This is a genomic window from Rhizobium sp. 768_B6_N1_8 (genome assembly GCF_051811225.1).
In the GTDB taxonomy this organism is placed as follows: domain Bacteria; phylum Pseudomonadota; class Alphaproteobacteria; order Rhizobiales; family Rhizobiaceae; genus Rhizobium.
The window spans coordinates 4,149,611-4,170,706 of the sequence record NZ_JBPWPV010000001.1; the positions used below are offsets into that span (position 1 = coordinate 4,149,611).

Here is a 21,096-nt window from a genome sequence, read left to right on the forward strand (position 1 = left end):
GGAAACTCCCGCAAGATTGAATTGCTTCGAAGCCAGTTAATCGGTTTCATCTCGCAACGCAACATGCCTCGCAAGCAATGCTTAATATGCGAAGACATCCAAAGGTGGAATATTTGCAGTATGAAATGGGCCGCTTGTGAAGCCGCGATCAGTTCCAGATGAAGCCGATCTTTTTAATCTGCTTATGGTCGAAATTTTCTATACCTTCGCAGAAATCGATACCGCCATGGTCGCGATAAAAGTCGGCGGCCGTTTCATTTTCTTCCAGGCACCAGACGACCAGGCCGTTGCAGCCCAGAGATTTCAAAAGCCGCCGGGCTTCGCCAAAAAGCAGCTTGCCGAGGCCGATACCCTGATATTCCGGACGCAAATAGAGCTCGTAGATTTCGCCTTCCTGAGGCAGCGCGCGTGCGCGATTAAGGCCGAGGGTCGCGTAACCAGCGACGGTCCCCGCCACATCTAGAACGAGCAATGTCGCCGGGCCGCGAGTTGCCTTGCGCCACCAGTTTTCACCGCGGCGCTCGATCATCTGGTTCAGAGCACGATGCGGAATGATGCCCGCATAAGTATGCTGCCAGGAAAGCCGATGGGCTTCCGAAATGGCTCGGGCATCATGCGGTTCAGCCCGCCGGACATCGATCGACAACGTCTTCATAACGCTTACTCTGGTCCTGCCGGAGGCAATTAACCATATGCGTCGACCGCATTGTGATCGATTGCCCACAGACTTGATATGTGGACGACAGGCAAAATTTAACGCTTTTTTAACGATTGTCACAAGTCGGAATCGACGCAGCGCACAATAAAAAACCCCGGCGCGAAGGCCGGGGTTTTAAAGGAGTAGCCGAGGCTCTTAGAGAGCTGCCTTCGACTTTTCGAAACGCTTGCGGTCGTTGGCATCGAGATACATCTTGCGCAGACGAATGTTCTTCGGCGTCACTTCCATCAGTTCGTCGTCCTGGATCCAGGAGAGCGCGCGATCGAGCGTCATGCGGATCGGCGGCGTCAGCTTCACCGCTTCGTCCTTGCCGGCGGCGCGGATGTTGGTGAGCTGCTTGCCCTTCAGGACGTTCACTTCAAGGTCGTTGTCGCGCGAATGGATGCCGATAATCATGCCGGCATAGACCTTTTCGCCCGGCTCGATGATCATCGGGCCGCGATCTTCCAGGTTGAACATTGCGTAAGCGACGGCTTCGCCGGAAGCGTTGGCGAGCAGCACGCCGTTAACGCGGCCACCGATGACGCCCTTGTAGGGCTGGTAGTCGTGGAACAGGCGGTTCATGATCGCCGTGCCCCGCGTATCCGTCAGTAGCTCCGACTGGTAGCCGATCAGGCCACGGGTCGGTGCGTAGAAACGCAGGCGAAGACGATTGCCGCCCGACGGACGCAGCTCGACCATTTCGGCCTTGCGCTCGGACATCTTCTGCACGACGACACCGGAATGTTCTTCGTCGACGTCGACGACGACTTCCTCGATCGGCTCCAGAAGCTGGCCGCTTTCATCCTTGTGCATCACGACACGCGGACGCGATACGGCAAGTTCGAAGCCTTCGCGACGCATGGTTTCGATGAGAACGGCGAGCTGAAGTTCGCCGCGGCCGGACACGTAGAACGAATCCTTGCCTTCGGCTTCCTCGATCTTCAGGGCGACGTTGCCTTCGGCTTCCTTGAAGAGACGGTCGCGGATGACGCGGCTCGTCACCTTGTCGCCTTCGGTGCCCGCCAGCGGGCTGTCGTTTACGATGAAGGACATGGTGACTGTCGGCGGATCGATAGGCTGCGCCTTCATGGCTTCCGAGACGGCCGGATCACAGAAAGTGTCGGCGACGGTACCCTTGGAGAGGCCTGCAATCGCGACGATGTCGCCCGCATGCGCTTCTTCGATCGCCGTGCGCTCAATGCCGCGGAAGGCGAGGATCTTGGAAATTCTGCCGGTTTCGATCAGCTTGCCGTCCTGGCCGAGGACCTTGACGGCCTGGTTCGGCTTGATCGAGCCCGATGCGATGCGGCCGGTGATGATACGGCCGAGGAAGGGGTTGGCTTCGAGGATCGTGCCGATCATGCGGAACGGACCTTCTTCGACAGTCGGCTCAGGCACATGCTTGAGCACCAGGTCGAGAAGCGGCGCGAGACCCTGATCCTTCGGACCTTCCGGGTTGACGTTCATCCAGCCATCGCGACCGGAACCGTAGAGGATCGGGAAGTCGAGCTGCTCGTCGGTCGCATCGAGATTGGCGAAGAGATCAAAGACTTCGTTGATGACTTCTTCATGGCGGCCATCCGGACGGTCGATCTTGTTGATCGCGACGATCGGACGAAGACCGACCTTCAATGCCTTCGAGACAACGAACTTCGTCTGCGGCATCGGGCCTTCGGAGGAGTCGACGAGAACGATCGCGCCATCCACCATCGAAAGAATGCGCTCGACTTCACCGCCGAAGTCGGCGTGGCCGGGGGTGTCGACGATGTTGATGCGGACACCTTTCCATTCCACCGAGGTCGCCTTGGCGAGAATGGTGATGCCGCGCTCCTTTTCGAGATCGTTCGAGTCCATCACGCGTTCTGCAACGCGCTGGTTCTCGCGGAACGAACCGGACTGTTTCAGGAGCTCGTCGACGAGGGTCGTTTTGCCATGGTCAACGTGCGCGATGATCGCGATGTTGCGAAGTGCCATTTGTCATAATCTCTGAGGCTGGGGCGCTACGCTTAGTGGACGCGCCATTTATGTTTGGCGCGCTCATACCGTTTTTTTCGCGATTGCGAAAGGGGGTGGCACGCGAAAGCTGCGGCATGGCTATCACCATGCCGCTCTGCTCCATGTCATCAAACTGTCTTAAGCGTCGCTGCCTGTCAATTCCTCGAAGGTCGCAAGCCCCTTCTTGACCAGCATCGCGTCCGGGCTCGGCAGCTTGCCGCGGAAAGCCTTGTAAGCATCTTCCGGATCGACGGAGCCGCCCGTGGAGTAGATATTGTCCCGAAGCTTCCTGGCCATTTCGCCATTAAAGGCATCGCCCGTCTCCTCGAAGGCGGCGAAGGCATCGGCATCGAGCACTTCCGACCACATGTAGCTGTAATAACCCGCCGAATAGCCGCCGGAGAAGATATGCTGGAAGTGCGGCGTGGCGTGGCGCATGACGATCGATTTCGGCATGCCGATTTCAGCAAGCACTTCCGCCTGCACCGCCATCGGGTCTTCCACCTTGTCGCGGGTATGGAAGGCCATGTCGACCAATGCCGAGGAGGTGAACTCCACCGTGTTGAAGCCGGAATTGAAGGTGCGGGCTGCCAGAACCTTGTCGAGCAATGCCTGCGGCATCGGCTGCCCGGTCTCGAAATGTACGGCATATTCCTTGAGGACGGCGGGAACCGTCAGCCAGTGTTCGTAGAGCTGCGAGGGCAATTCCACAAAATCACGCGAGACGCCTGTACCGGCGACCGAGGGATAGGTGACGTTGGAGAGCATGCCATGCAGCGCATGACCGAACTCGTGAAACAGCGTGCGCGCATCGTCGAGCGAAAGCAGGGCGGGCTTGCCTTCGGCGGGTTTTGCGAAGTTGCAGACATTGTAGATGATCGGCAACTCGCCGTGATGGCCATTCTTCAGCACCAGCTTGTGCTGGGACTGGAAGGAGCTCATCCAGGCGCCTGAGCGTTTCGAGCTACGAGCGAAATAATCGCCGAGGAAGAGCGCGACCAGCTTGTCATCCCGATCGCGGATCTCGAAGACGCGCACGTCGGGATGATAGGCAGCAATGCCCTTCTTCTCCACCGCGCGAATGCCGAACAGCCGGCCGGCTACATCGAAGCAGGCATCGATGATCTTTTCGAGCTGCAGATAGGGCTTCAATTCCGCTTCCGAGAAATTGAACCGCAGCGCGCGGATCTTCTCCGCGTAATGGCGCCAGTCCCAAGGCATGACCTCGTGGTTCTTGCCCTCGGCAGCGATCAGCCCGGCGATATCGGCTTCTTCCTCATGAGCGCGTTTCACCGCTCTGGCCCAGACAGCGCGCAACAGATTGTTCACAGCCTCGGGTGTCTTCGCCATCGTGTTATCGAGCTTCAATTCGGCGAAGTTGCCGTAGCCGAGAAGTTTCGCCACTTCGTCGCGCAGGGCCAACGTCTCTCTGATAATGCCGCGATTGTCGGTCGCACCGACATTCTCACCGCGCGCCACCCAGGCCTTGAAGGCCTGCTCACGCAGATCCCGGCGCTCCGAAAAAGTCAGGAAGGGCTCGATGATCGAGCGCGACAGGGTCACGGCATATTTGCCACCCTCACCGCGCTCACGGGCAGCCGCCGCCATCGCGTCGCGCAGGAAATCGGGAATGCCGGCAAGTTCGTCTTCGCTGGAGAGGATCAGCGACCAGCTCTTCTCGTCGGCGAGCACATTCTGCCCGAAGCTGGTGCTGAGGCCTGCGAGCTTTTCGTTGATCGTGGCAAGTTTCTCCTGCTCGGCCTTCGGCAGCTTGGCGCCCGATTTCACGAAGCCTTTCCAGTGCCGCTCCAGCACGCGTGTCTGTTCCAGCGTCAGACCGAGGCTTTCGCGCTTTTCCCAGAGTGTATCAATGCGCTTGAAGAGATCCGCATTCATGCCGATCTTCGAATAATGCCGCGACATCTTCGGCGAAATATCCCGCTCCAGCGCCTGGATTACGTCGTTGGTATGGGCGCCTGCCCGATTCCAGAAAAGCGCGGAAACGCGCGACAGCTCATCTCCGGCGATTTCGAGCGCGACGACCGTATTGTCGAAACTCGGTTCTTCCTTGTTACCGGCGATCGCGTCGATCTCTCTTTCGTGCGAGGCAAGTGCAGACTCGAAGGCGTCAGCGAAATCGCCATCGGCGACCGCATCGAAACGCGGCAGGCCATGAAGGCCATTCCAGTTGACAAGTGCCTGATTGAATTGACTGGGAGAAGACATATGAAAGTCCTTTATGCCGGCAAGTGGATCGGTAATATAGGGAGGCTATCATGGGATTGATATGTGGCTGACTTGGACTTTTGCCCGCCCGGCTAAATCTTAGGGGCAAGAATTGATACATAAAAATTAACCAATCGTTAACGATTGACGCGAATCAGGCCAAGACGCTAGTTTCTCTTTAATCTTCATGTAAGAGGACATGCGCATGGAAATCTTTTCCGTGCGGTCTTCTCAGAGTTTGCTATTCAAAAATAATCCCAATAATAACGCAAAAAGTTCGAAGACCGCTGATACTACAATTGAGCCGAAGCCCACTCTCGCCCAAGGCTCATTCCAGATCGAAGACTCTGACAACAGGCAGGCGCTCGATTTTACAGCCGTCAGCCCGGGTGAATTGCGCAGCTATGCGCGCCAGGGCTACGATAACGGCCTGATCGATCAGAATACGTTTGCCGCAATATCCGAACCGCTGCCGATGCACGCGATCGATCCGCTCGGCAATGTCATCGACCTGTCCAACGTCACAGACGGCACGAGCTTCAACTTCCTCGACTATTATCGCAACCAGCTTCAGATCGCCATGTCGATCGGCGATCCGAATGAGGTTCAGACGCTGAATTCGGTCGTCGGCTTCCTCGTCAACGAGGCCTGATCAGGCCTTTCGCCAGCCAAGTAGGCCGGGTGTGGCGTGCCACAGCGCCTGTACGGCAAAGCCCATGAAGAGCACGCCGGAGCAGCGGACGATCAGCCGCTCATGCGCGCGGTAGAAGCGACGCACGACGCCGGCGCCGATGATGCCGATCAGGATGATGTCAGCCGTGACGAAACCGACGAAGGAAACGCTGAGCAGCATGGGGAGAGCCTCGAAATCGAGCGCGCTTGCCGAGCCCGCGACCAGTGCCGTGAAGGTGGCAAGCGCCACTGGATAGCCCTTCGGATTGGTGACGCCGAAAATCAGTCCGCGGCGGAATGGCCGCTCCACCACCATCAGCGCCTGCCCCTCGGCCTTCGGCTTGGCATTGACGGCACTCCAGCCGATCCAGGCGAGATAGAAACCGCAGGCAAGCCCGAGCAGGTCGAACACGAAGGTGCCGATCGTCTTGGCCCCGACGATCGCAATCAGCGCCAGTCCCGACCAGATGATGTCGCCAACGAGATGACCCATCATGAAGAAGGCACCAGCCTTGCGCCCCTGCCCGGCGCCAATGCCGAGAAGCTGCAGGAAGGCCGGGCCGGGAATGAGTACATAAAAAAGCGCCGCCAGAAAGGCGCCGAGAAGCAGGGAAAGCGGCATGGAAATGCTCCGGTAATGACGACTCAGCTTATGCGATAGCCCTGCCGCGTCAAGACATTACAACCTGCAATCGGTGCGACAAAAAAAGGCCCGCGCGGCAGAGCCGGCGGGCCTTTCAGGATCGGTCTGGCGTGACTTACTTCTTCAGGTTACGCTTGCCGAGCGTGCGAAGACGCAGCGCGTTGAGCTTGATGAAGCCGGCAGCATCCTTCTGATCGTAAGCGCCCTGGTCGTCTTCGAAGGTAACGAGCTTGTCGGAATAGAGCGACTTTTCGCTCTCGCGGCCGATGACCATGACATTGCCCTTGTAGAGCTTCAGCGTCACTTCGCCTTCGACATGCTCCTGGCTCTTGTCGATGAGGGCCTGCAGCATCTCGCGTTCCGGCGAGAACCAGAAACCGTAATAGATGAGCTCGGCATAACGGGGCATCAGCTCGTCCTTGAGATGAGCAGCACCCCGATCGAGCGTGATCGACTCGATGGCACGATGGGCCGCAAGCAGGATCGTGCCGCCGGGCGTCTCGTAGACACCGCGCGATTTCATCCCGACGTAGCGGTTCTCGACGAGATCGAGGCGACCGATGCCGTTGTCACGGCCGTAATTGTTGAGGGTCGCGAGCAGCGTAGCCGGAGACATCTCGACACCATTGATCGAGACGGCGTCGCCCTTGCGGAAACCGACCTTGATGGTGGTTGCCTTGTCGGGGGCCGCTTCCGGCGAAATGGTGCGCATATGCACGTACTCAGGAGCTTCCTGCGCCGGATCTTCCAGAACCTTGCCCTCGGAAGAGGAGTGCAGCAGGTTGGCGTCGACGGAGAAAGGCGCTTCGCCCTTCTTGTCCTTGGCGACCGGGATCTGGTGCTTTTCGGCAAATTCGAGCAGATCGGTACGGCTCTTGAACGACCAGTCGCGCCACGGCGCGATGATCTTGATATCGGGATTCAGTGCATAGGCCGAAAGCTCGAAACGAACCTGGTCGTTGCCCTTGCCGGTCGCGCCGTGCGCGATCGCATCTGCGCCGGTCTTCCGGGCGATATCGATGAGGTGCTTGGAAATCAGCGGACGGGCAATCGACGTGCCGAGCAGGTAGACGCCTTCATAGACGGCATTGGCACGGAACATCGGAAAGACGAAATCGCGCACGAATTCCTCGCGCACGTCCTCGATATAGATCTCCTTGATGCCGAGCATCTCGGCCTTCTTGCGCGCCGGCTCCAGCTCTTCGCCCTGGCCGAGATCGGCCGTGAAGGTGACGACTTCAGCACCGAGTTCGGTCTGCAGCCACTTCAGGATGATCGAGGTATCGAGACCGCCCGAATAGGCGAGCACGACTTTCTTCACGTCTTTGTATGATGCCATGATGATGAGGTCCGTTGCATAGAGGCCGCGGCACACCCGCAAAGCCCGGTATCGCGGCACTTTTATCGAGATTGGCGCGTGACGCAAGGGCAACGAGGATAGCAACCGGCCCGATAGGGCCCGATAAGGTTTGACAGCACGGAACCGGAGCCCATATTCGGCATCGTCCGAACAATGCTCTGAGGAGAGGCCCGTCCCGTGACGAATATTCAAGCCATTTTCAAGAAATCCAATGTTGCCGTCATCACCGGCGGTGCTTCCGGCATCGGCCTTGCCGCCGCGAAATACTTTGCAAAGGTCGGTATGAGCGTCGTGATCGCCGACCTTGGCGGCGACAGGCTGGCGGATGCCCGCGCCGAACTCGAGGCAATTGCCGGCCAGGAACATGTGATGGCCGTCGAGACCGATGTCTCTCAGAAGGAGCAGGTCGAGGCCCTCGAACGCGCCGTCATCCAGCGCTTCGGCCGCGTGCATGTGCTGATGAACAATGCCGGCATCGGCCCGGAAACCTCGATCTTCAGCGCCCAGTCCAATTGGGACAATATCCTCGCCGTCAACCTTCTCGGCGTCATCAGCGGCGTCAGAACCTTCGGTCCCGGCATGGTCGCCCATAACGAACCCGGCCTCATCATCAACACCGGCTCCAAGCAGGGGATCACCACACCGCCCGGCAACCCGGCCTATAACGTCTCCAAAGCCGGTGTGAAGGTCTTCACCGAAGCGCTTGAGCATGAACTGCGCAACACTGAAGGCGCAGGTATTTCCGCGCACTTGCTGATCCCCGGCTTCGTCTTCACCGGCCTCACCAAAGGCGACCGCAGGGAAAAGCCTGCTGGCGCCTGGACGCCGGAACAGACTGTTGATTTCATGGTCGAAAGCCTTGAACGCGGTGATTTCTACATCCTCTGCCCTGATAACGATGTCGCGCGTCCTGTGGACGAGCGGCGCATGGCCTGGGCGATGGGCGATATTATCGAGAACCGCCCGCCGCTATCGCGCTGGCACAAGGACTACGCCGATAAGTTCATGGCTTTCCTTGAGCAGAAGTAATCGGCACCATCAGAAGGTTTGATTGGTAATTTTCAGAAAGCCGGGTAAGAGATCGTCAGAACTTTCCGGCTTTCAGAGTAGACCATGGATTTCCTGCCGAGCTTTCCGACGCTTCTCGCCTTTGCCGCCGCCACACTGTTGCTTGCGGCGACACCAGGCCCCGACATGACTCTGTCGATCAGCCGTGCGCTTGCGCAGGGCAAGAAGGCAGCGCTTTTCGTGGTGCTCGGCACGAGCCTCGGCATCGTCGTGCACACGATGCTGGTTGCCTTCGGTATTTCGGCACTGATTACCGCTTCCCCGACCGCCTTCCTGATCCTGAAGACCGGCGGTGCGGCCTATCTTTTCTGGCTGGCCGTGCAGGCGATCCGCTACGGCTCGAAGCTGACGGTTGCCAAGGTCGAAGGCCCGAAGGGCACCATCCTGTCGAACATTTCCTCGGGTTTCTGGGTTAACCTACTGAACCCGAAGGTCATCATCTTCTTCATGACCTTCCTGCCGCAGTTCGTCAGCGCCAACGATCCCGCCGTCACGCACAAGCTGCTCTTCCTCGGCTTCTGCTTTATCGTGATCGGCATGCCGGTCAACGCGGCCGTCGTCATGGCGGCCGACTGGCTGTCGAGCTGGCTGCAGAACAACAGGAAGGTGCTGCGCGGCATGGATTATACTTTTGCCGGCGTCTTCTCGGTCTTTGCCGCCAAGATCCTGCTTACACAGGCACGCTGATCAGCCTATCAGCAAGGCGTCGTCATCGAGCGTTTGGCCACGCATCTTGCGGAACATGGCGATCAGGTCTTCAACCTGCAGGTTCTTCCTATTGTCGCCGGCCACGTCGAGAACGATCTCGCCGCCATGCAGCATGATCGTGCGGTGGCCGTAATCCAACGCCTGCCGCATGGAATGTGTCACCATCATCGTCGTCAGCTTGCGCTCCGAGACGATCTTCTGCGTGAGGTTCATCACGAACTCCGCCATGCCCGGATCGAGCGCTGCCGTATGTTCATCGAGCAGCAGCACTTCGGAGCCGGCAAGCGTCGCCATGACGAGCGACACGGCCTGCCTCTGGCCACCCGAGAGAAGATCCATTCGGTCCTTCAGCCGGTTTTCCAGCCCGAGGTTCAGCTCCGCAATCCGCTCCCGGAAATAGTCGCGCCTGTTGCCGCCAAGCGCTGATGCAAGCCCACGTTTTTCGCCACGGCGGGCGGCTAGAGCAAGGTTCTCCTCGATTGACAGCGCACCGCAGCTTCCCGTCAGCGGATCCTGGAAGACACGTGCCACCAGACCGGCGCGTGCCGATGTGGACTTGCGCGTCACATCGGTCTTGCCGATCAGAACCGAGCCTTCGCTCGGAATGACATCGCCAGCAAGCACGCCGAGCAATGTCGATTTGCCGGCGCCGTTGGAGCCGATGACGGTCACGAAAGAGCCCTCCTCAATAGTGAGGCTGACACCGTTCAGCGCCTGTTTCTGCAGCGGCGTGCCACGCCCGAAAACAACCTTGATATCCTTGACACTGATCACGATGCGGCACCTCCGCGAAGGCGGGGAAGAATAAGCGCGACCGTCACGAGAACCGCGGTCACGAAATTGAGGTCGGAGGCCTGCAGGCCGATGACATCGCTCGACAGCGCAAGCTGGATGGCGATGCGGTAGATGATCGAGCCGAACACGCATCCGACAAGTGCAATCAGCAGTCCGCGCCGACCGAGCAGCGTCTCACCGATGATGACGGCAGCTAGGCCGACGACGATGGTGCCGACACCCGAAGTGACATCCGCAAAACCGTTGGTCTGCGCAAAGAGCGCGCCGCCAAGCGCCACCAGCGCATTGGAAATCGCCATGCCCAGATAGATCTGCCGGCTGGTATCGACGCCCTGCGCACGGGCCATGCGGGCATTGGCGCCTGTCGCACGCATCGCAAGCCCGGCATCGCTTTCAAGGAAGCGCCAGACGACGATGACAGCGATGACAACCAGAACGCCAACGAAGAGCGGCCGCACGTAAAAATCCCTGAGCCCATGGCCGAAGAAGGGGCTGATCATCGTATCGGCATTGATGAGCGCGACATTCGGCTTTCCCATCACCCGTAGATTGACGGAAAAAAGCGCAATCATCGTCAGGATCGAGGCGAGAAGGTTGAGGATCTTGAAGCGCACATTGAGGAGTGCCGTCACCATGCCGGCAGCAGCCCCCGCTCCCATCGCGATCAGCGCCGCAACCCACGCATTGACGCCGGCGATGATCAATACGGCTGTCACGGCTGCACCGAGCGGAAACGAGCCGTCCACCGTCAGGTCCGGAAAATCGAGGACTCGGAAAGCTAGATAGACGCCGAGAGCGACGAAAGAATAGACCAGGCCGAGCTCGACGGCCCCCCAGAATGCGATTTGGCTCAAGGCTTTCAGCCCCTTTTTGTTTCCGTTCCGCCCGTCGCGAAACCGGAGCCTTTTAGCGCATAACCCCTTAAATCGGAACCGATTTAAGGAAAGGATTATGCGCAGTTTTTACACTGTTACAGCGTCCTTTGCGCGCCATCTGGCGCGCGGCGCTGTAATGCAACAGCCGCCCCGTGCAGACGGGAGCGGCTGATTGTCACTAAGACCTTGGAACGACGGCCGTTTATTCAATGACCTTGTTGGCGCGTGAAACGACGCTTTCCGGCAGAGTCACGCCCATCTTGGCTGCGGCAGCCTTGTTGATGACGAGGTCGCTGCCAGCTGCGGTCTTCACCGCGATGTCGCCCGGGTTTTCACCCTTCAGCACCCGCACGACGATCTCTCCCGTCTGCTTGCCGACATCATAGTAGTTGAAGCCAAGCGCTGCGATCGAGCCACGCGAAACGGAATCCGTATCAGCGGTAAAGAGCGGCAGCTTGCTTTCTTCCGCAACGGCAACCGCACCTTCGAGGGCCGAGATGATCGTGTTATCGGTCGGGATGTAGATGGCGTCGGCGCGACCGACGAGCGCACGCGCTGCGCCCTGCACTTCGGCGGACTTCGTTGCAGCCGATTCAACAATGGTGATGCCGGCCTTGTCGGCTTCGGCCTTCAGCGCGGCGAGCAGCGAGACGGAGTTCGCCTCGCCGGAATTGTAGAGGTAGCCGATCGTCTTCACGTTCGGCAGGATTTCCTTGATGAGCGCGATATGCTCGCCGACCGGCGACATGTCGGAAAGACCGGTCACGTTGCCACCTGGCTTGTCCATGTTTTTGACAAGCTGCGCGCCGAGCGGATCGGACACGGCGGTAAAGACGACGGGGATATCACGCGTTGAGGAAACGACGGCCTGGGCCGACGGCGTGGAGATCGGCACGATGACATTGGGTTCGTCACCCGCGAACTGGCGAGCGATCTGGGCTGCCGTTGCCGGATTGCCCTGCGCGGATTCGAAGACGAACTTGAGGTTCTCGCCTTCCTTGTAGCCGGCAGCGGCCAGCGCATCGCGCACGCCGTTGCGGGCCGCATCGAGCGCCGGATGTTCGACGATCGCAGTTACGGCAACCGTGACATCATCGGCCTTCGCCGGCAGCGTCACGGCCAAAGTTGCGGCAAAAGCCAGAAGAATTGAACGCATGAGTGTCCTCCAAGATGATTTTGGAGGCACTTTTAGGAAAAGCGCCCCCTTTAATCAATCGCGGAGAATTGTAATGAGGATCAAACTTGCTGATCAGTCATCGGCGCCGTGGTTGGCGATCATCATCGCTTCGAAGGCAAGGCGCTCGGTTTTGCGCATGCGCTCGGATTCTGACTTGAGCTGGCCGCAGGCGGCGAGAATGTCGCGGCCACGCGGCGTGCGGATCGGCGAAGCGTAGCCGGCCGAATTGATGAAATCGGCAAACTTCTCGATCTGCGACCATTCGGAACACTGGTAGTTCGTGCCCGGCCAGGGATTGAAAGGGATGAGATTGATCTTTGCCGGCACGCCCTTCAGAAGCTGGATGAGCCCCTTGGCGTCTTCCAGGCTGTCATTGACGTCCTTCAGCATCACATATTCAAACGTGATGCGCCGTGCATTCGAAAGCCCCGGATAGCTCCGGCAGGCGTCGATCAGTTCCTTCAGCGGATACTTCTTGTTGATCGGCACGAGGATATCGCGCAGGTCGTCGCGCACCGCATGCAGCGAGATCGCCAGCATGACGCCGATTTCATCGCCGGTTCGGAAGATCTCAGGCACGACGCCCGAGGTAGAAAGCGTTACGCGGCGCTTGGACAACGATAGGCCATCACCATCCGTAGCAATCAGCAAGGCCTGCTTCACGGAGTCGAAATTATAGAGCGGCTCGCCCATGCCCATCATCACGATGTTGCTGACCTTGCGGCCCTCGGCGGGCACGACGGCGCCGACCGGCACGTCGCGGTCCGGGAAGTCGCCCAGCCGGTCTCTGGCCAACAGAAGCTGGGAGAGGATTTCCTCGGCCGTCAGGTTGCGCACCAGCCGCTGCGTGCCGGTATGACAGAAGGAACAGGTCAGTGTGCAGCCGACCTGGCTGGAAATGCAGAGCGTGCCGCGCCCTTCCTCGGGAATGTAGACAGCCTCGATCTCGACCGGACGGCCGGCGCCGCGCGGCGGAAAGCGTAGCAGCCACTTGCGCGTACCGTCGTTGGAAATCTGTTCTTCGACGATTTCAGGCCGGGCAATGGTGAAATGCTGCTTCAGCATCTCGCGCATGTCCTTGGCGACATTCGTCATGTGGTCGAAGTCGGAGACGCCGCGCACATAGATCCAGTTCCAGAGCTGCGAAACGCGCATCTTGATCTGCTTGTCCGGCACGCCCTTTTCGCGCAGCGCCGCACCCATTTCCTCGCGCGTCAGACCGATCAGCGAGGGCTTTGGCGAAAGCTCCGTGCCGAGAGGCGCCCGCGCAGCAGGCTTGGCAACGGTCATCGCATCCATAACGGACATAATCTTCTAATCCCGAACTCAACATGGCAACCATCCCGGAAAGCCGGAAGACTTACGGGGCCGTTGACGCATGATTGCAGAAATGAATGGGCGGAGCGGCGATAAGATCGCCATCCTTCCGCAGTTGCGCGCCGCTTTAGCATCATTTTCGGCCCACGTCACTATAGATGGAAACGACGAAGGCCAGCACAAGGCCGGCCTTCGAAACATTGCCTGAAGTAATCAGCTTACTTGCAGCTTTCGATCTGCTTCAGCGCGGCCGAAATGCCTGAGAGCGAATAGCTGTAAGAGGTGCCGGTACCCTTGCGCGAAACCGCGTTGACAGTCATGGAATGACCCGTCTTCATGGCTGCGACGAGCGCAGGCTCCTGCGCGGCGTTCTCGACCCAGGCGGCCTTGTCCTTGGTAAACATCACGAAGGTCTTGTTGTCGATGACCACGTTGACCTTGGAGTTTTCCTGCAGCGAATAGCCCATCATCGCCTGCGGCTCGTAGGAGATGTTCTGACCCGGGCGCTGCGACACGATGAAGAAATTGTCGCCGTGATCGACACTCGCCGGCTGCTTGGCGGTCGGCACCGAAAGCACGTAGCAGACGGTGGAAGCGCCCGATTTATAGGAATAAGCGCCCCATGCCTGGAACTGCTGGATGCGGGTCGGAGCCGCCTGCTGCGCTGCCGCCACTCCGGTCATAACAACTGTGAGGGCGAAAGCGGATACGATACTTTTTACGAACATGGAATTCCTGCCGGTTCTTGCGGTTCAAGGCCCGAAGCGATCATTGCGGGCGGCGCATAATCACGATCTGCTTTATTTTGACTTAATTCAGGTTACCAAATGGTCAACAATGGCTGCGAATTGTATCTGCCTGTTTCATTTTCGCCCGACTGTTAACTTGCGAACCGACAGCGGCGCGTGGGATTGCGCTCTGTCTTGATGGCCCAGCCCATCGGTTCGGGTGAATTTAAGACACAAAGATTCAGGCAAGAGTTTGACCTTTCTAAAATCCGTTGTAGGTCGTTAAGATAAGGAAATTCAGACCGAAATCTTGACTGCAGGGAGTTCGTGAGAGGGATGGATGCCGAGGAAAGACAGCGTTTCGCTGCCCTCGCAAAGGCCGTTGCCGATGAGCGCGACGAGTCCGCATTCTCCGTACTCTTCGACTATTTCGCACCGCGCCTGAAATCATGGCTGATGCGCCAGAAAATGACACCAGGCGAGGCCGAGGAACTGGTGCAGGAAATCATGATCGTTCTCTGGCATAAGGCCGCCCTCTATGACCCGGCCCGATCCTCGCTTTCCACCTGGCTTTTTTGCATCGCCCGCAACCGGCGCATCGATCTGCAGCGCCGCGCTCAGGTTCGTGTTCTCGATGGCGAGGATCCGACGCTGCAGCCGCCGGCGGAATTGCGCGCCGACGAAATCGTCGCCAATGACGACCGCGATGCCCAGGTGCGCGATGCCGTCAGTCAGTTGCCCGAGGAGCAGCGGGCGCTGCTGCAGGCTGCCTTCTTCCTTGGCCAGTCGCATACCGAAATCGCAGATGCGACCGGCCTGCCGCTCGGCACGGTGAAATCGCGCATCAGGCTCGCCTTCGGCAAGCTCAGAAACCTGCTGGAGCGAGAAGAGGTCTAAAGCATGTCGCGCAAAAGTGTGCAGCGGTTTTGCGATAACGACATGCGTAAAACAAAGACCTAAAGCGCGGCGAGCGGATCTGAAAGATCGCGACGCGCTTTAGATCGTCTTCATGCCGTCTTCGGAACGGTCCGCGAGAACGCGATCGGCCGCCTCGTAGTGGCTCGGCCGGATATTGCCCCTCACCATGGCAAAGGCTGCCGACAGGACAGCGACATCGTCCGAAAAGCCGATAACGGCGAAGATATCGGGGATGATATCGACCGGCATGACGAAGTAGGCAAGGGCTGCCAGAAGAACGCCGCGCACTCTGGTGGGCGTCTGCGGATCGAGCGCGCAATAGAAACCGGCAACCACATCGCGGGAGAATGGAATCTGCCGCACGGCGCGGCGAAAGGTCGGCCAGAATTTCTGCCGCACCGTCTTTTCACGACGGTTCTGCGTATCCTCGTCGCCCGGCAACAGAATTTCCCCGTATTTGACGTCGTCCATCCCGATATCCCTTATGGTCGCTCCGAAAATATGGTGACGGCGCAAGCCGTTTCAATCGGCCGATTCAATCAAGCCCGCCGCGCCGCCGCCTTCTCCATGGCCTTTGCGAGCTTGAAATCCAGCTCCGTCAACCCGCCAGCATCATGCGTGTTGAGCTTCACCTCGACGCGGGAATAGACGTTGAACCATTCCGGATGATGGTTGAGTTTTTCGGCCGCAAGCGCCGATTCCGTCATGAAACCGAAAGCTTCCACGAAATTCGCGAATTTGAATGTCTTCGAAATCGAACCTGCCACATCATCGAGCGTCCAACCCGTGAGTTCGCCAAGCAACTGGTTGATTGCCGGCCTTTCCAGCTTTTCCATTTTCATGCCATGTTCCTTTCATCCTTCCGTCGGATCCTCAGATGAAACGTATCAGCATCCTCTTTGTTTGCATGGGCAATATCTGCCGCTCTCCGCTTGCCGAGGGGATATTTTGCCATGTCGCGGGTGAGGCGGGCCTTGGCGATGCTTTCCGCATCGGTTCCGCCGGTCTCGGCGGCTGGCATCAGGGAGAACTTCCCGACCGACGCTCGATCATCACCGCAAGCGCGCATGGCATCGACATCACCGGGCAGCGCGCCCGGAAGATATTACCTGAGGATTTTGACGATTTCGATCTGATCCTCGCCATGGACCGCTCGAATGTCGCGGAATTGAGCCGGCGTTCATCGTACGCAGACAACGTCCATCTCTTCGGCGATTTCGCGCTCGGCACCGGGGAAGATATTCCCGATCCCTATTATGGCGACCGGGAAGACTTCGAGTTCGTTTACGCCAGGCTCTTCAGCGGCTGCAGCACGCTGGTAGAGAGGCTCGGCACCAGCCTTGGCTCGTGGAGCGGGAAGACCTCTTCAGTCAGGTAAGGTCCGCCGCCAACCGATTCGCGCGACGACAGAAGCACGAAGCGCGGCACGGTGAAGGTCGAGGTCTGGAAGTTGCCGCGGCCGGCGAGGTAATGGACGACATCGTCGACGCGCGAATATTTCAGGCGGGCAAGCGTGACATGCGGCGTGAACTTGCGCGGGTCCGGCGGCAGGCCGATGCGCTGGCAGATCCGCTCGATCTCGCCCTGCAAGGCGTACATTTCAGGCGAAGGAGAAACTCCCGCCCAGATCGAATGCGGTTTTTTGGAGCCGAAGGAGCCGATGCCTTCAAGCCGGAGCTGGAATTCCGGCCGGTCGATGCGATCGAGACGCTCGACGATTTCGTCTGCCGTGCGTCCATCGACATCGCCGATGAAGCGAAGTGTGATGTGGTAATTCTCCACATCGATCCATCGTGCTCCGGGAAGACCACCGCGCAACAATGACAGGCTCATCGCCGCATTGCGCGGAATTTCGAGGGCGGTAAAAAGTCTCGGCATAACGAGCACTCCCCGAATCTTTTGCAGGTGCTCACACGGAATCACGCATTACAAACCTGTGCAAGCCCCTATTTCTTCACAGAAGAAATCGTCTCGACGAATTTTGTGACAGCCGGCTCCATCTTCTCCACCATCACATCCACCCCCTTGGCATTGGGATGCATGCCATCATCGAGCTTCAGGCCGGCATCCAGGACCACACCGTCGAGAAAAAATGGATAAAGCTCAACCCCATGTTTTTCCGCAAGTTTCTGGTAGATCGGGTTGAAGCGTTCGGCATAGTCCGCACCCATGTTCGGCGGCGCCATCATGCCGGCAAGGAATACAGCAATGCCGCGCTCTTTTAACCGGCTTATCATCTGGTCGAGATTCTTTTCGCTCTGCTCCGGCGGGATGCCGCGAAGCGCATCATTGGCGCCGAGTTCGAGAATCACCCCGTCGGTTCCGTCAGGAATGGACCAGTCGATTCGCGCAAGCCCGCCCGTGGTCGTGTCGCCCGAGACGCCGGCATTGGTGATCGAAACGTCGATCCCTCCGGCCTTCAGTGCTGCCTGCAGCTTCTCGGGAAAGCCGTCGCCTGGCGGCAACTGGTAACCCGCCATCAGGCTGTCGCCAAACCCGACCAGATTGATCGTGCGCGCTTCGGCAACTGTCGAGAAAATCAGCGAGAAGACGATGACAGCGAAGTGAAGGGCGGCAACTTTAAATCTCATAATGCTTTCCCTAGATTGGCTAGGTGCCGTTATGCGGCCATTCGGTTACGGAACTATATAGGGCGATTTCTGTTGGCCAAAACCATCATCGATCTGAAACACGCCGATTTGACGCTCGGTAATGCCGCTGCCTCGGTCCATGTGCTGAAAGGCATTGACCTGGAGATCAGCGCGGGCGAATCCGTCGGCATCGTCGGCCCTTCGGGCTCCGGCAAGTCCACGCTGTTGATGGTGCTTGCAGGCCTGGAAAAGCTCGACAGCGGCGAGATCAACATCAATGACACGCCCCTGCATGCGCTGAGTGAGGATCAGGTCGCCGATTTCCGCGGCCGCAACATCGGCATCGTCTTCCAGTCCTTCCATCTGATCGCCAACATGACGGCGCTGGAAAATGTCGCAGTGCCGCTTGAGCTCGCCAACGTTCCCAACCCCTTCGAGATCGCCGAACGCGAGCTGAATTCCGTCGGCCTTGGTGAACGCCTGAGCCATTATCCCGGCCAGCTCTCGGGCGGCGAGCAGCAGCGTGTGGCGATCGCCCGTGCGATCGCCCCCTCGCCCGCCCTGCTGATTGCTGACGAGCCGACCGGCAATCTCGACACCGATACCGGCCGGCAGATTGCCGACCTCCTGTTTTCCAAGCAGGCCGAGCGCGGCATGACCCTGCTGCTTGTGACCCACGATATCGGCCTCGCCAATCGTTGCTCGCGCCAGATCCGCGTCCGCTCCGGGCGCATCGAGGGCGATAGCGCAGTCCGTCAGTCCGAGGCGGCGATTGCATGACGATCGTCACTCCGCGCATCTCGCTCGCCTTCCGTCTGGCCCTTCGCGAGCTGCGCGGCGGCTTGAGGGGCTTCTACATCTTCCTCGCCTGTATCGCGCTCGGCACCGCCGCGATCGCTGCCGTCAACTCTGTCTCACAGTCGATCACCGATACGATCGCCTCGCAGGGGCAGGAACTCTTGGCCGGTGACGTCCGCTTCGAGCTTAACAACCGCGAGGCAACGCCAGAGGAAATGAATTTCCTGCGTGGCCTTGGCGAAGTCTCCGTTTCCACCGGCCTGCGCTCCATGGCTCGCAAGCCGGATGGATCCGATCAAGCGCTGGTCGAGGTCAAGGCCGTCGACGATGCCTATCCGCTCTACGGCACCTTTGAAGCGGAGCCGAACTACCCGCTCGCCTCCCTGCTATCAGGCGAAGGCGGCACCTATGGCGCTGTCGTAGCTCCACTGCTGCTGGAGCGACTGGGATTGCAGATCGGCGACGAACTGCTGCTCGGCAACGTCAAGCTCAGCATCACGGGCACGGTCAAGACCGAGCCGGATGCGCTCTCGGAAGGCTTCGGCTTCGCCCCCCGCATGCTCGTCAGCCGAAACGCACTTCAGGCATCCGGCCTGATCCAGACCGGCAGCCTTGTGGAACATGCCTACAAGATCAAGCTGGAAGACCGCAGCACGATGAGCGGTATCCAGGCCCGCGCCACCACAGAATTCCCTTCGGCCGGTTGGTCCGTCCGCACCAGCGATCGCGCCGCCCCATCGCTGACGGAAAACATAACCCGCTTTTCGCAATTCCTCACGCTGGTCGGCCTGACCGCTCTGATCGTCGGCGGCGTCGGCGTCGCCAATGCCGTGCGCGCCTTCCTTGATGCCAAACGTACGACGATCGCGACCTTCAAATGCCTGGGCGCCCCGGCAGCCGTCGTGGTCTGGATCTATCTCTTCCAGATCGCCATCATCGCAGCAGCCGGCATCCTGATCGGTCTTGTGCTCGGCGCCTTGTCCCCGATGCTGGCTGCACAGTTCCTCGCCCAGTTCCTGCCGGTCTCTACCGATCCGACCCTCTATCCCGGCGCTCTAGTGCTTGCGGCCCTCTTCGGCATGCTGACGATGCTTGCCTTTGCCATCCTGCCGCTCGGCCATGCGCGCGAAGTGCCGGCAACCGCACTCTTCCGCGAGCAGGGTTTTGAGGCACGCCACCTGCCCTCCTGGCCCTATGTGTTACTCGCCGCGCTCTTCATGGCTGCGCTCGCAGGCCTTGCCATCTTTACCGCCTATGACCGCTTCATCGCAGTGATCTTCGTCGGCGCCATCATCTTCGCCTTCGTCATCCTGCGCCTCGTCGCAGCCTTGATCGCCTGGCTGGCGCGCAGAAGCCCGCGCGTCAACTCGCCGGCGCTGCGGCTGGCGATCGGCAATATCCATCGCCCCGGAGCACTGACACCCTCCGTCGTCCTCTCGCTCGGTCTCGGCCTTGCGTTGCTGGTCACCCTCACACTGATCGACGGCAACCTGCGCCAGCAGCTGACCGGCCGCATGAACGAGGGTGCGCCGAACTTCTTCTTCGTCGATATCCAGAGCGCCGAGGTCGATGCCTTCCGCAACCTGATCCATACCCAGTCCCCGAATGGCAAGCTGGTGGAAGTGCCGATGCTGCGCGGCCGCATCATCGCCTTCAATGGCCAGGATGTGACCAAGATGAATGTGCCGGCAGCGGGCCGCTGGGTGCTGAATGGCGACCGCGGCATTACCTACGAGGAAAGCCCACCGGAGAATTCCGTCCTTACCGAAGGCCAGTGGTGGGGCAAGGACTATAGCGGCGAGCCGCTTGTCTCCTTCTCGAGCGAGGAGGCGCATGAACTGGGCCTCAAGATCGGCGATACCGTCACCGTCAACGTTCTCGGCCGCAACATCACTGCCAAAGTTGCCAATCTGCGGCGGGTCGAATGGGAATCGCTGTCGATCAATTTCGTCATGGTGTTCTCGCCGAACACCTTTCGTGGCGCTCCGCATGCATGGTTGGCGACACTGACGGATCCCGCATCGACCGAGACTGAAGACGCCGCGATCCTGAAATCGGTGACCAACGCCTATCCGACGATCACGAGCGTGCGCGTCAAGGACGCGATCGATATCGTCAACCAGCTGGTCGGCGAGCTTGCGACTGCGATCCGCGCCGCAGCTTCCGTTGCACTGATCGCCTCCGTTCTCGTGCTGGCAGGCGCACTTGCCGCCGGAAATCGGGCGCGCACGCATGATGCGGTGGTGCTGAAGACACTTGGTGCGACGAGAACCATGCTGATCCGCGCCTTCAGCTATGAATATCTCATCCTCGGTGTTGCCACCGCCATTTTCGCGCTTTTTGCCGGCAGTGTGGCTGCCTGGTTCATCGTCAGCCGCATCATGCGCCTACCCTCCAGCTTCATGCCGGATGTCGCAGGTCTCACCCTTGTTACAGCCCTAGTATTGACCGTCGGTATCGGCTTGATCGGCACCTGGCGCGTCCTCGGACAGAAGGCAGCACCAGTTTTGCGCGAGCTGTAATGG

The 21,096-nt window shown here is 59.3% G+C and carries 21 protein-coding genes; 7 read left to right on the forward strand and 14 right to left on the reverse strand.

What is annotated here, in order from left to right:
• Window positions 1–148 precede the first annotated feature (148 nt).
• From AB8B33_RS21170 to AB8B33_RS21180, 3 genes are all read right to left on the reverse strand, one after another.
• Entirely contained in the window at window positions 149–655 is a 507-nt protein-coding gene (locus tag AB8B33_RS21170) for a GNAT family N-acetyltransferase (RefSeq protein WP_113319748.1), read from the reverse strand.
• A gap of 198 nt (window positions 656–853) precedes the next feature.
• The gene (gene typA, locus AB8B33_RS21175) at window positions 854–2,674 is read right to left on the reverse strand and encodes a translational GTPase TypA (protein WP_097617978.1); all 1,821 of its coding nucleotides are present in this window, start codon (window positions 2,672–2,674) and stop codon (window positions 854–856) included.
• 159 nt (window positions 2,675–2,833) lie between these two features.
• Entirely contained in the window at window positions 2,834–4,921 is a 2,088-nt protein-coding gene (locus AB8B33_RS21180; protein ID WP_439016785.1) for a M3 family metallopeptidase, read from the reverse strand.
• Window positions 4,922–5,126: 205 nt separating this feature from the next.
• Here AB8B33_RS21180 and AB8B33_RS21185 point away from each other — a divergent pair, with 205 nt between their 5' ends.
• Window positions 5,127–5,573, forward strand: a complete 447-nt coding sequence (locus tag AB8B33_RS21185) for a hypothetical protein (RefSeq protein WP_439016786.1) — start codon at window positions 5,127–5,129, stop codon at window positions 5,571–5,573.
• On the opposite strand, the gene AB8B33_RS21190 is transcribed toward AB8B33_RS21185, so the two are convergent.
• Both AB8B33_RS21190 and AB8B33_RS21195 read right to left on the reverse strand, forming a co-directional pair.
• Window positions 5,574–6,215: a LysE family translocator gene (locus AB8B33_RS21190; RefSeq protein ID WP_310385033.1), complete on the reverse strand. Its 642-nt coding sequence runs from the start codon at window positions 6,213–6,215 to the stop codon at window positions 5,574–5,576.
• Window positions 6,216–6,351: 136 nt separating this feature from the next.
• A complete protein-coding gene (locus AB8B33_RS21195; protein WP_007814510.1) occupies window positions 6,352–7,575 on the reverse strand; it encodes an argininosuccinate synthase in 1,224 nt (407 codons plus the stop codon).
• A 198-nt stretch (window positions 7,576–7,773) separates the two neighbouring features.
• Between AB8B33_RS21195 and AB8B33_RS21200 the strand changes: the two genes are divergently transcribed.
• Together AB8B33_RS21200 and AB8B33_RS21205 are read left to right on the forward strand one after the other, a co-directional pair.
• Window positions 7,774–8,625, forward strand: coding sequence for an SDR family NAD(P)-dependent oxidoreductase (locus tag AB8B33_RS21200; RefSeq protein ID WP_439016787.1), 852 nt, complete (start codon window positions 7,774–7,776; stop codon window positions 8,623–8,625).
• A gap of 84 nt (window positions 8,626–8,709) precedes the next feature.
• Window positions 8,710–9,351, forward strand: a complete 642-nt coding sequence (locus tag AB8B33_RS21205; RefSeq protein WP_113299633.1) for a LysE family translocator — start codon at window positions 8,710–8,712, stop codon at window positions 9,349–9,351.
• Here AB8B33_RS21205 and AB8B33_RS21210 read toward each other — a convergent pair whose 3' ends face one another.
• The 5 genes from AB8B33_RS21210 to AB8B33_RS21230 form a co-directional block, all read right to left on the reverse strand.
• The gene (locus AB8B33_RS21210; RefSeq protein ID WP_310385039.1) at window positions 9,352–10,146 is read right to left on the reverse strand and encodes an ABC transporter ATP-binding protein; all 795 of its coding nucleotides are present in this window, start codon (window positions 10,144–10,146) and stop codon (window positions 9,352–9,354) included.
• Window positions 10,143–11,021, reverse strand: a complete 879-nt coding sequence (locus AB8B33_RS21215) for an ABC transporter permease (protein WP_310385041.1) — start codon at window positions 11,019–11,021, stop codon at window positions 10,143–10,145. The genes AB8B33_RS21210 and AB8B33_RS21215 overlap by 4 nt, the downstream gene beginning before the upstream one ends.
• Before the next feature lie 223 nt (window positions 11,022–11,244).
• Window positions 11,245–12,198, reverse strand: a complete 954-nt coding sequence (locus AB8B33_RS21220) for an ABC transporter substrate-binding protein (protein WP_310385043.1) — start codon at window positions 12,196–12,198, stop codon at window positions 11,245–11,247.
• Window positions 12,199–12,291: 93 nt separating this feature from the next.
• Window positions 12,292–13,527, reverse strand: coding sequence for a 23S rRNA (adenine(2503)-C(2))-methyltransferase RlmN (gene rlmN, locus AB8B33_RS21225; RefSeq protein ID WP_439016788.1), 1,236 nt, complete (start codon window positions 13,525–13,527; stop codon window positions 12,292–12,294).
• Between the two features lie 227 nt (window positions 13,528–13,754).
• Window positions 13,755–14,264, reverse strand: a complete 510-nt coding sequence (locus AB8B33_RS21230; protein WP_113319756.1) for an invasion associated locus B family protein — start codon at window positions 14,262–14,264, stop codon at window positions 13,755–13,757.
• A gap of 336 nt (window positions 14,265–14,600) precedes the next feature.
• Between AB8B33_RS21230 and AB8B33_RS21235 the strand changes: the two genes are divergently transcribed.
• The gene (locus AB8B33_RS21235) at window positions 14,601–15,161 is read left to right on the forward strand and encodes a sigma-70 family RNA polymerase sigma factor (protein ID WP_113319757.1); all 561 of its coding nucleotides are present in this window, start codon (window positions 14,601–14,603) and stop codon (window positions 15,159–15,161) included.
• Window positions 15,162–15,260: 99 nt separating this feature from the next.
• Here the strand turns inward: AB8B33_RS21235 and AB8B33_RS21240 are convergent, their stop codons facing one another.
• Window positions 15,261–15,653 (reverse strand): YkvA family protein, encoded by a 393-nt coding sequence (locus AB8B33_RS21240; protein WP_113206154.1) that lies wholly within the window; start codon window positions 15,651–15,653, stop codon window positions 15,261–15,263.
• A gap of 68 nt (window positions 15,654–15,721) precedes the next feature.
• On the reverse strand, window positions 15,722–16,024 hold the full coding sequence (locus AB8B33_RS21245; RefSeq protein ID WP_113319759.1) for a 4a-hydroxytetrahydrobiopterin dehydratase: 303 nt from the start codon (window positions 16,022–16,024) through the stop codon (window positions 15,722–15,724).
• Between the two features lie 35 nt (window positions 16,025–16,059).
• Here AB8B33_RS21245 and AB8B33_RS21250 point away from each other — a divergent pair, with 35 nt between their 5' ends.
• Complete coding sequence (locus tag AB8B33_RS21250) at window positions 16,060–16,560, forward strand: low molecular weight protein-tyrosine-phosphatase (RefSeq protein ID WP_113319760.1); 501 nt, start codon at window positions 16,060–16,062, stop codon at window positions 16,558–16,560.
• Here the strand turns inward: AB8B33_RS21250 and thpR are convergent.
• The gene (thpR, locus tag AB8B33_RS21255; RefSeq protein WP_007814535.1) at window positions 16,467–17,060 is read right to left on the reverse strand and encodes an RNA 2',3'-cyclic phosphodiesterase; all 594 of its coding nucleotides are present in this window, start codon (window positions 17,058–17,060) and stop codon (window positions 16,467–16,469) included. The two genes, AB8B33_RS21250 and thpR, sit on opposite strands and share 94 nt — an antisense overlap.
• Window positions 17,061–17,128: 68 nt before the next feature.
• Complete coding sequence (locus AB8B33_RS21260; RefSeq protein WP_439016789.1) at window positions 17,129–17,773, reverse strand: arylesterase; 645 nt, start codon at window positions 17,771–17,773, stop codon at window positions 17,129–17,131.
• 72 nt (window positions 17,774–17,845) lie between these two features.
• Here AB8B33_RS21260 and AB8B33_RS21265 point away from each other — a divergent pair, with 72 nt between their 5' ends.
• Both AB8B33_RS21265 and AB8B33_RS21270 read left to right on the forward strand, forming a co-directional pair.
• Entirely contained in the window at window positions 17,846–18,553 is a 708-nt protein-coding gene (locus AB8B33_RS21265; RefSeq protein ID WP_439016790.1) for an ABC transporter ATP-binding protein, read from the forward strand.
• Complete coding sequence (locus tag AB8B33_RS21270; RefSeq protein ID WP_439016791.1) at window positions 18,550–21,093, forward strand: ABC transporter permease; 2,544 nt, start codon at window positions 18,550–18,552, stop codon at window positions 21,091–21,093. Before AB8B33_RS21265 ends, AB8B33_RS21270 begins: the two co-directional genes overlap by 4 nt.
• Window positions 21,094–21,096: the final 3 nt, after the last annotated feature.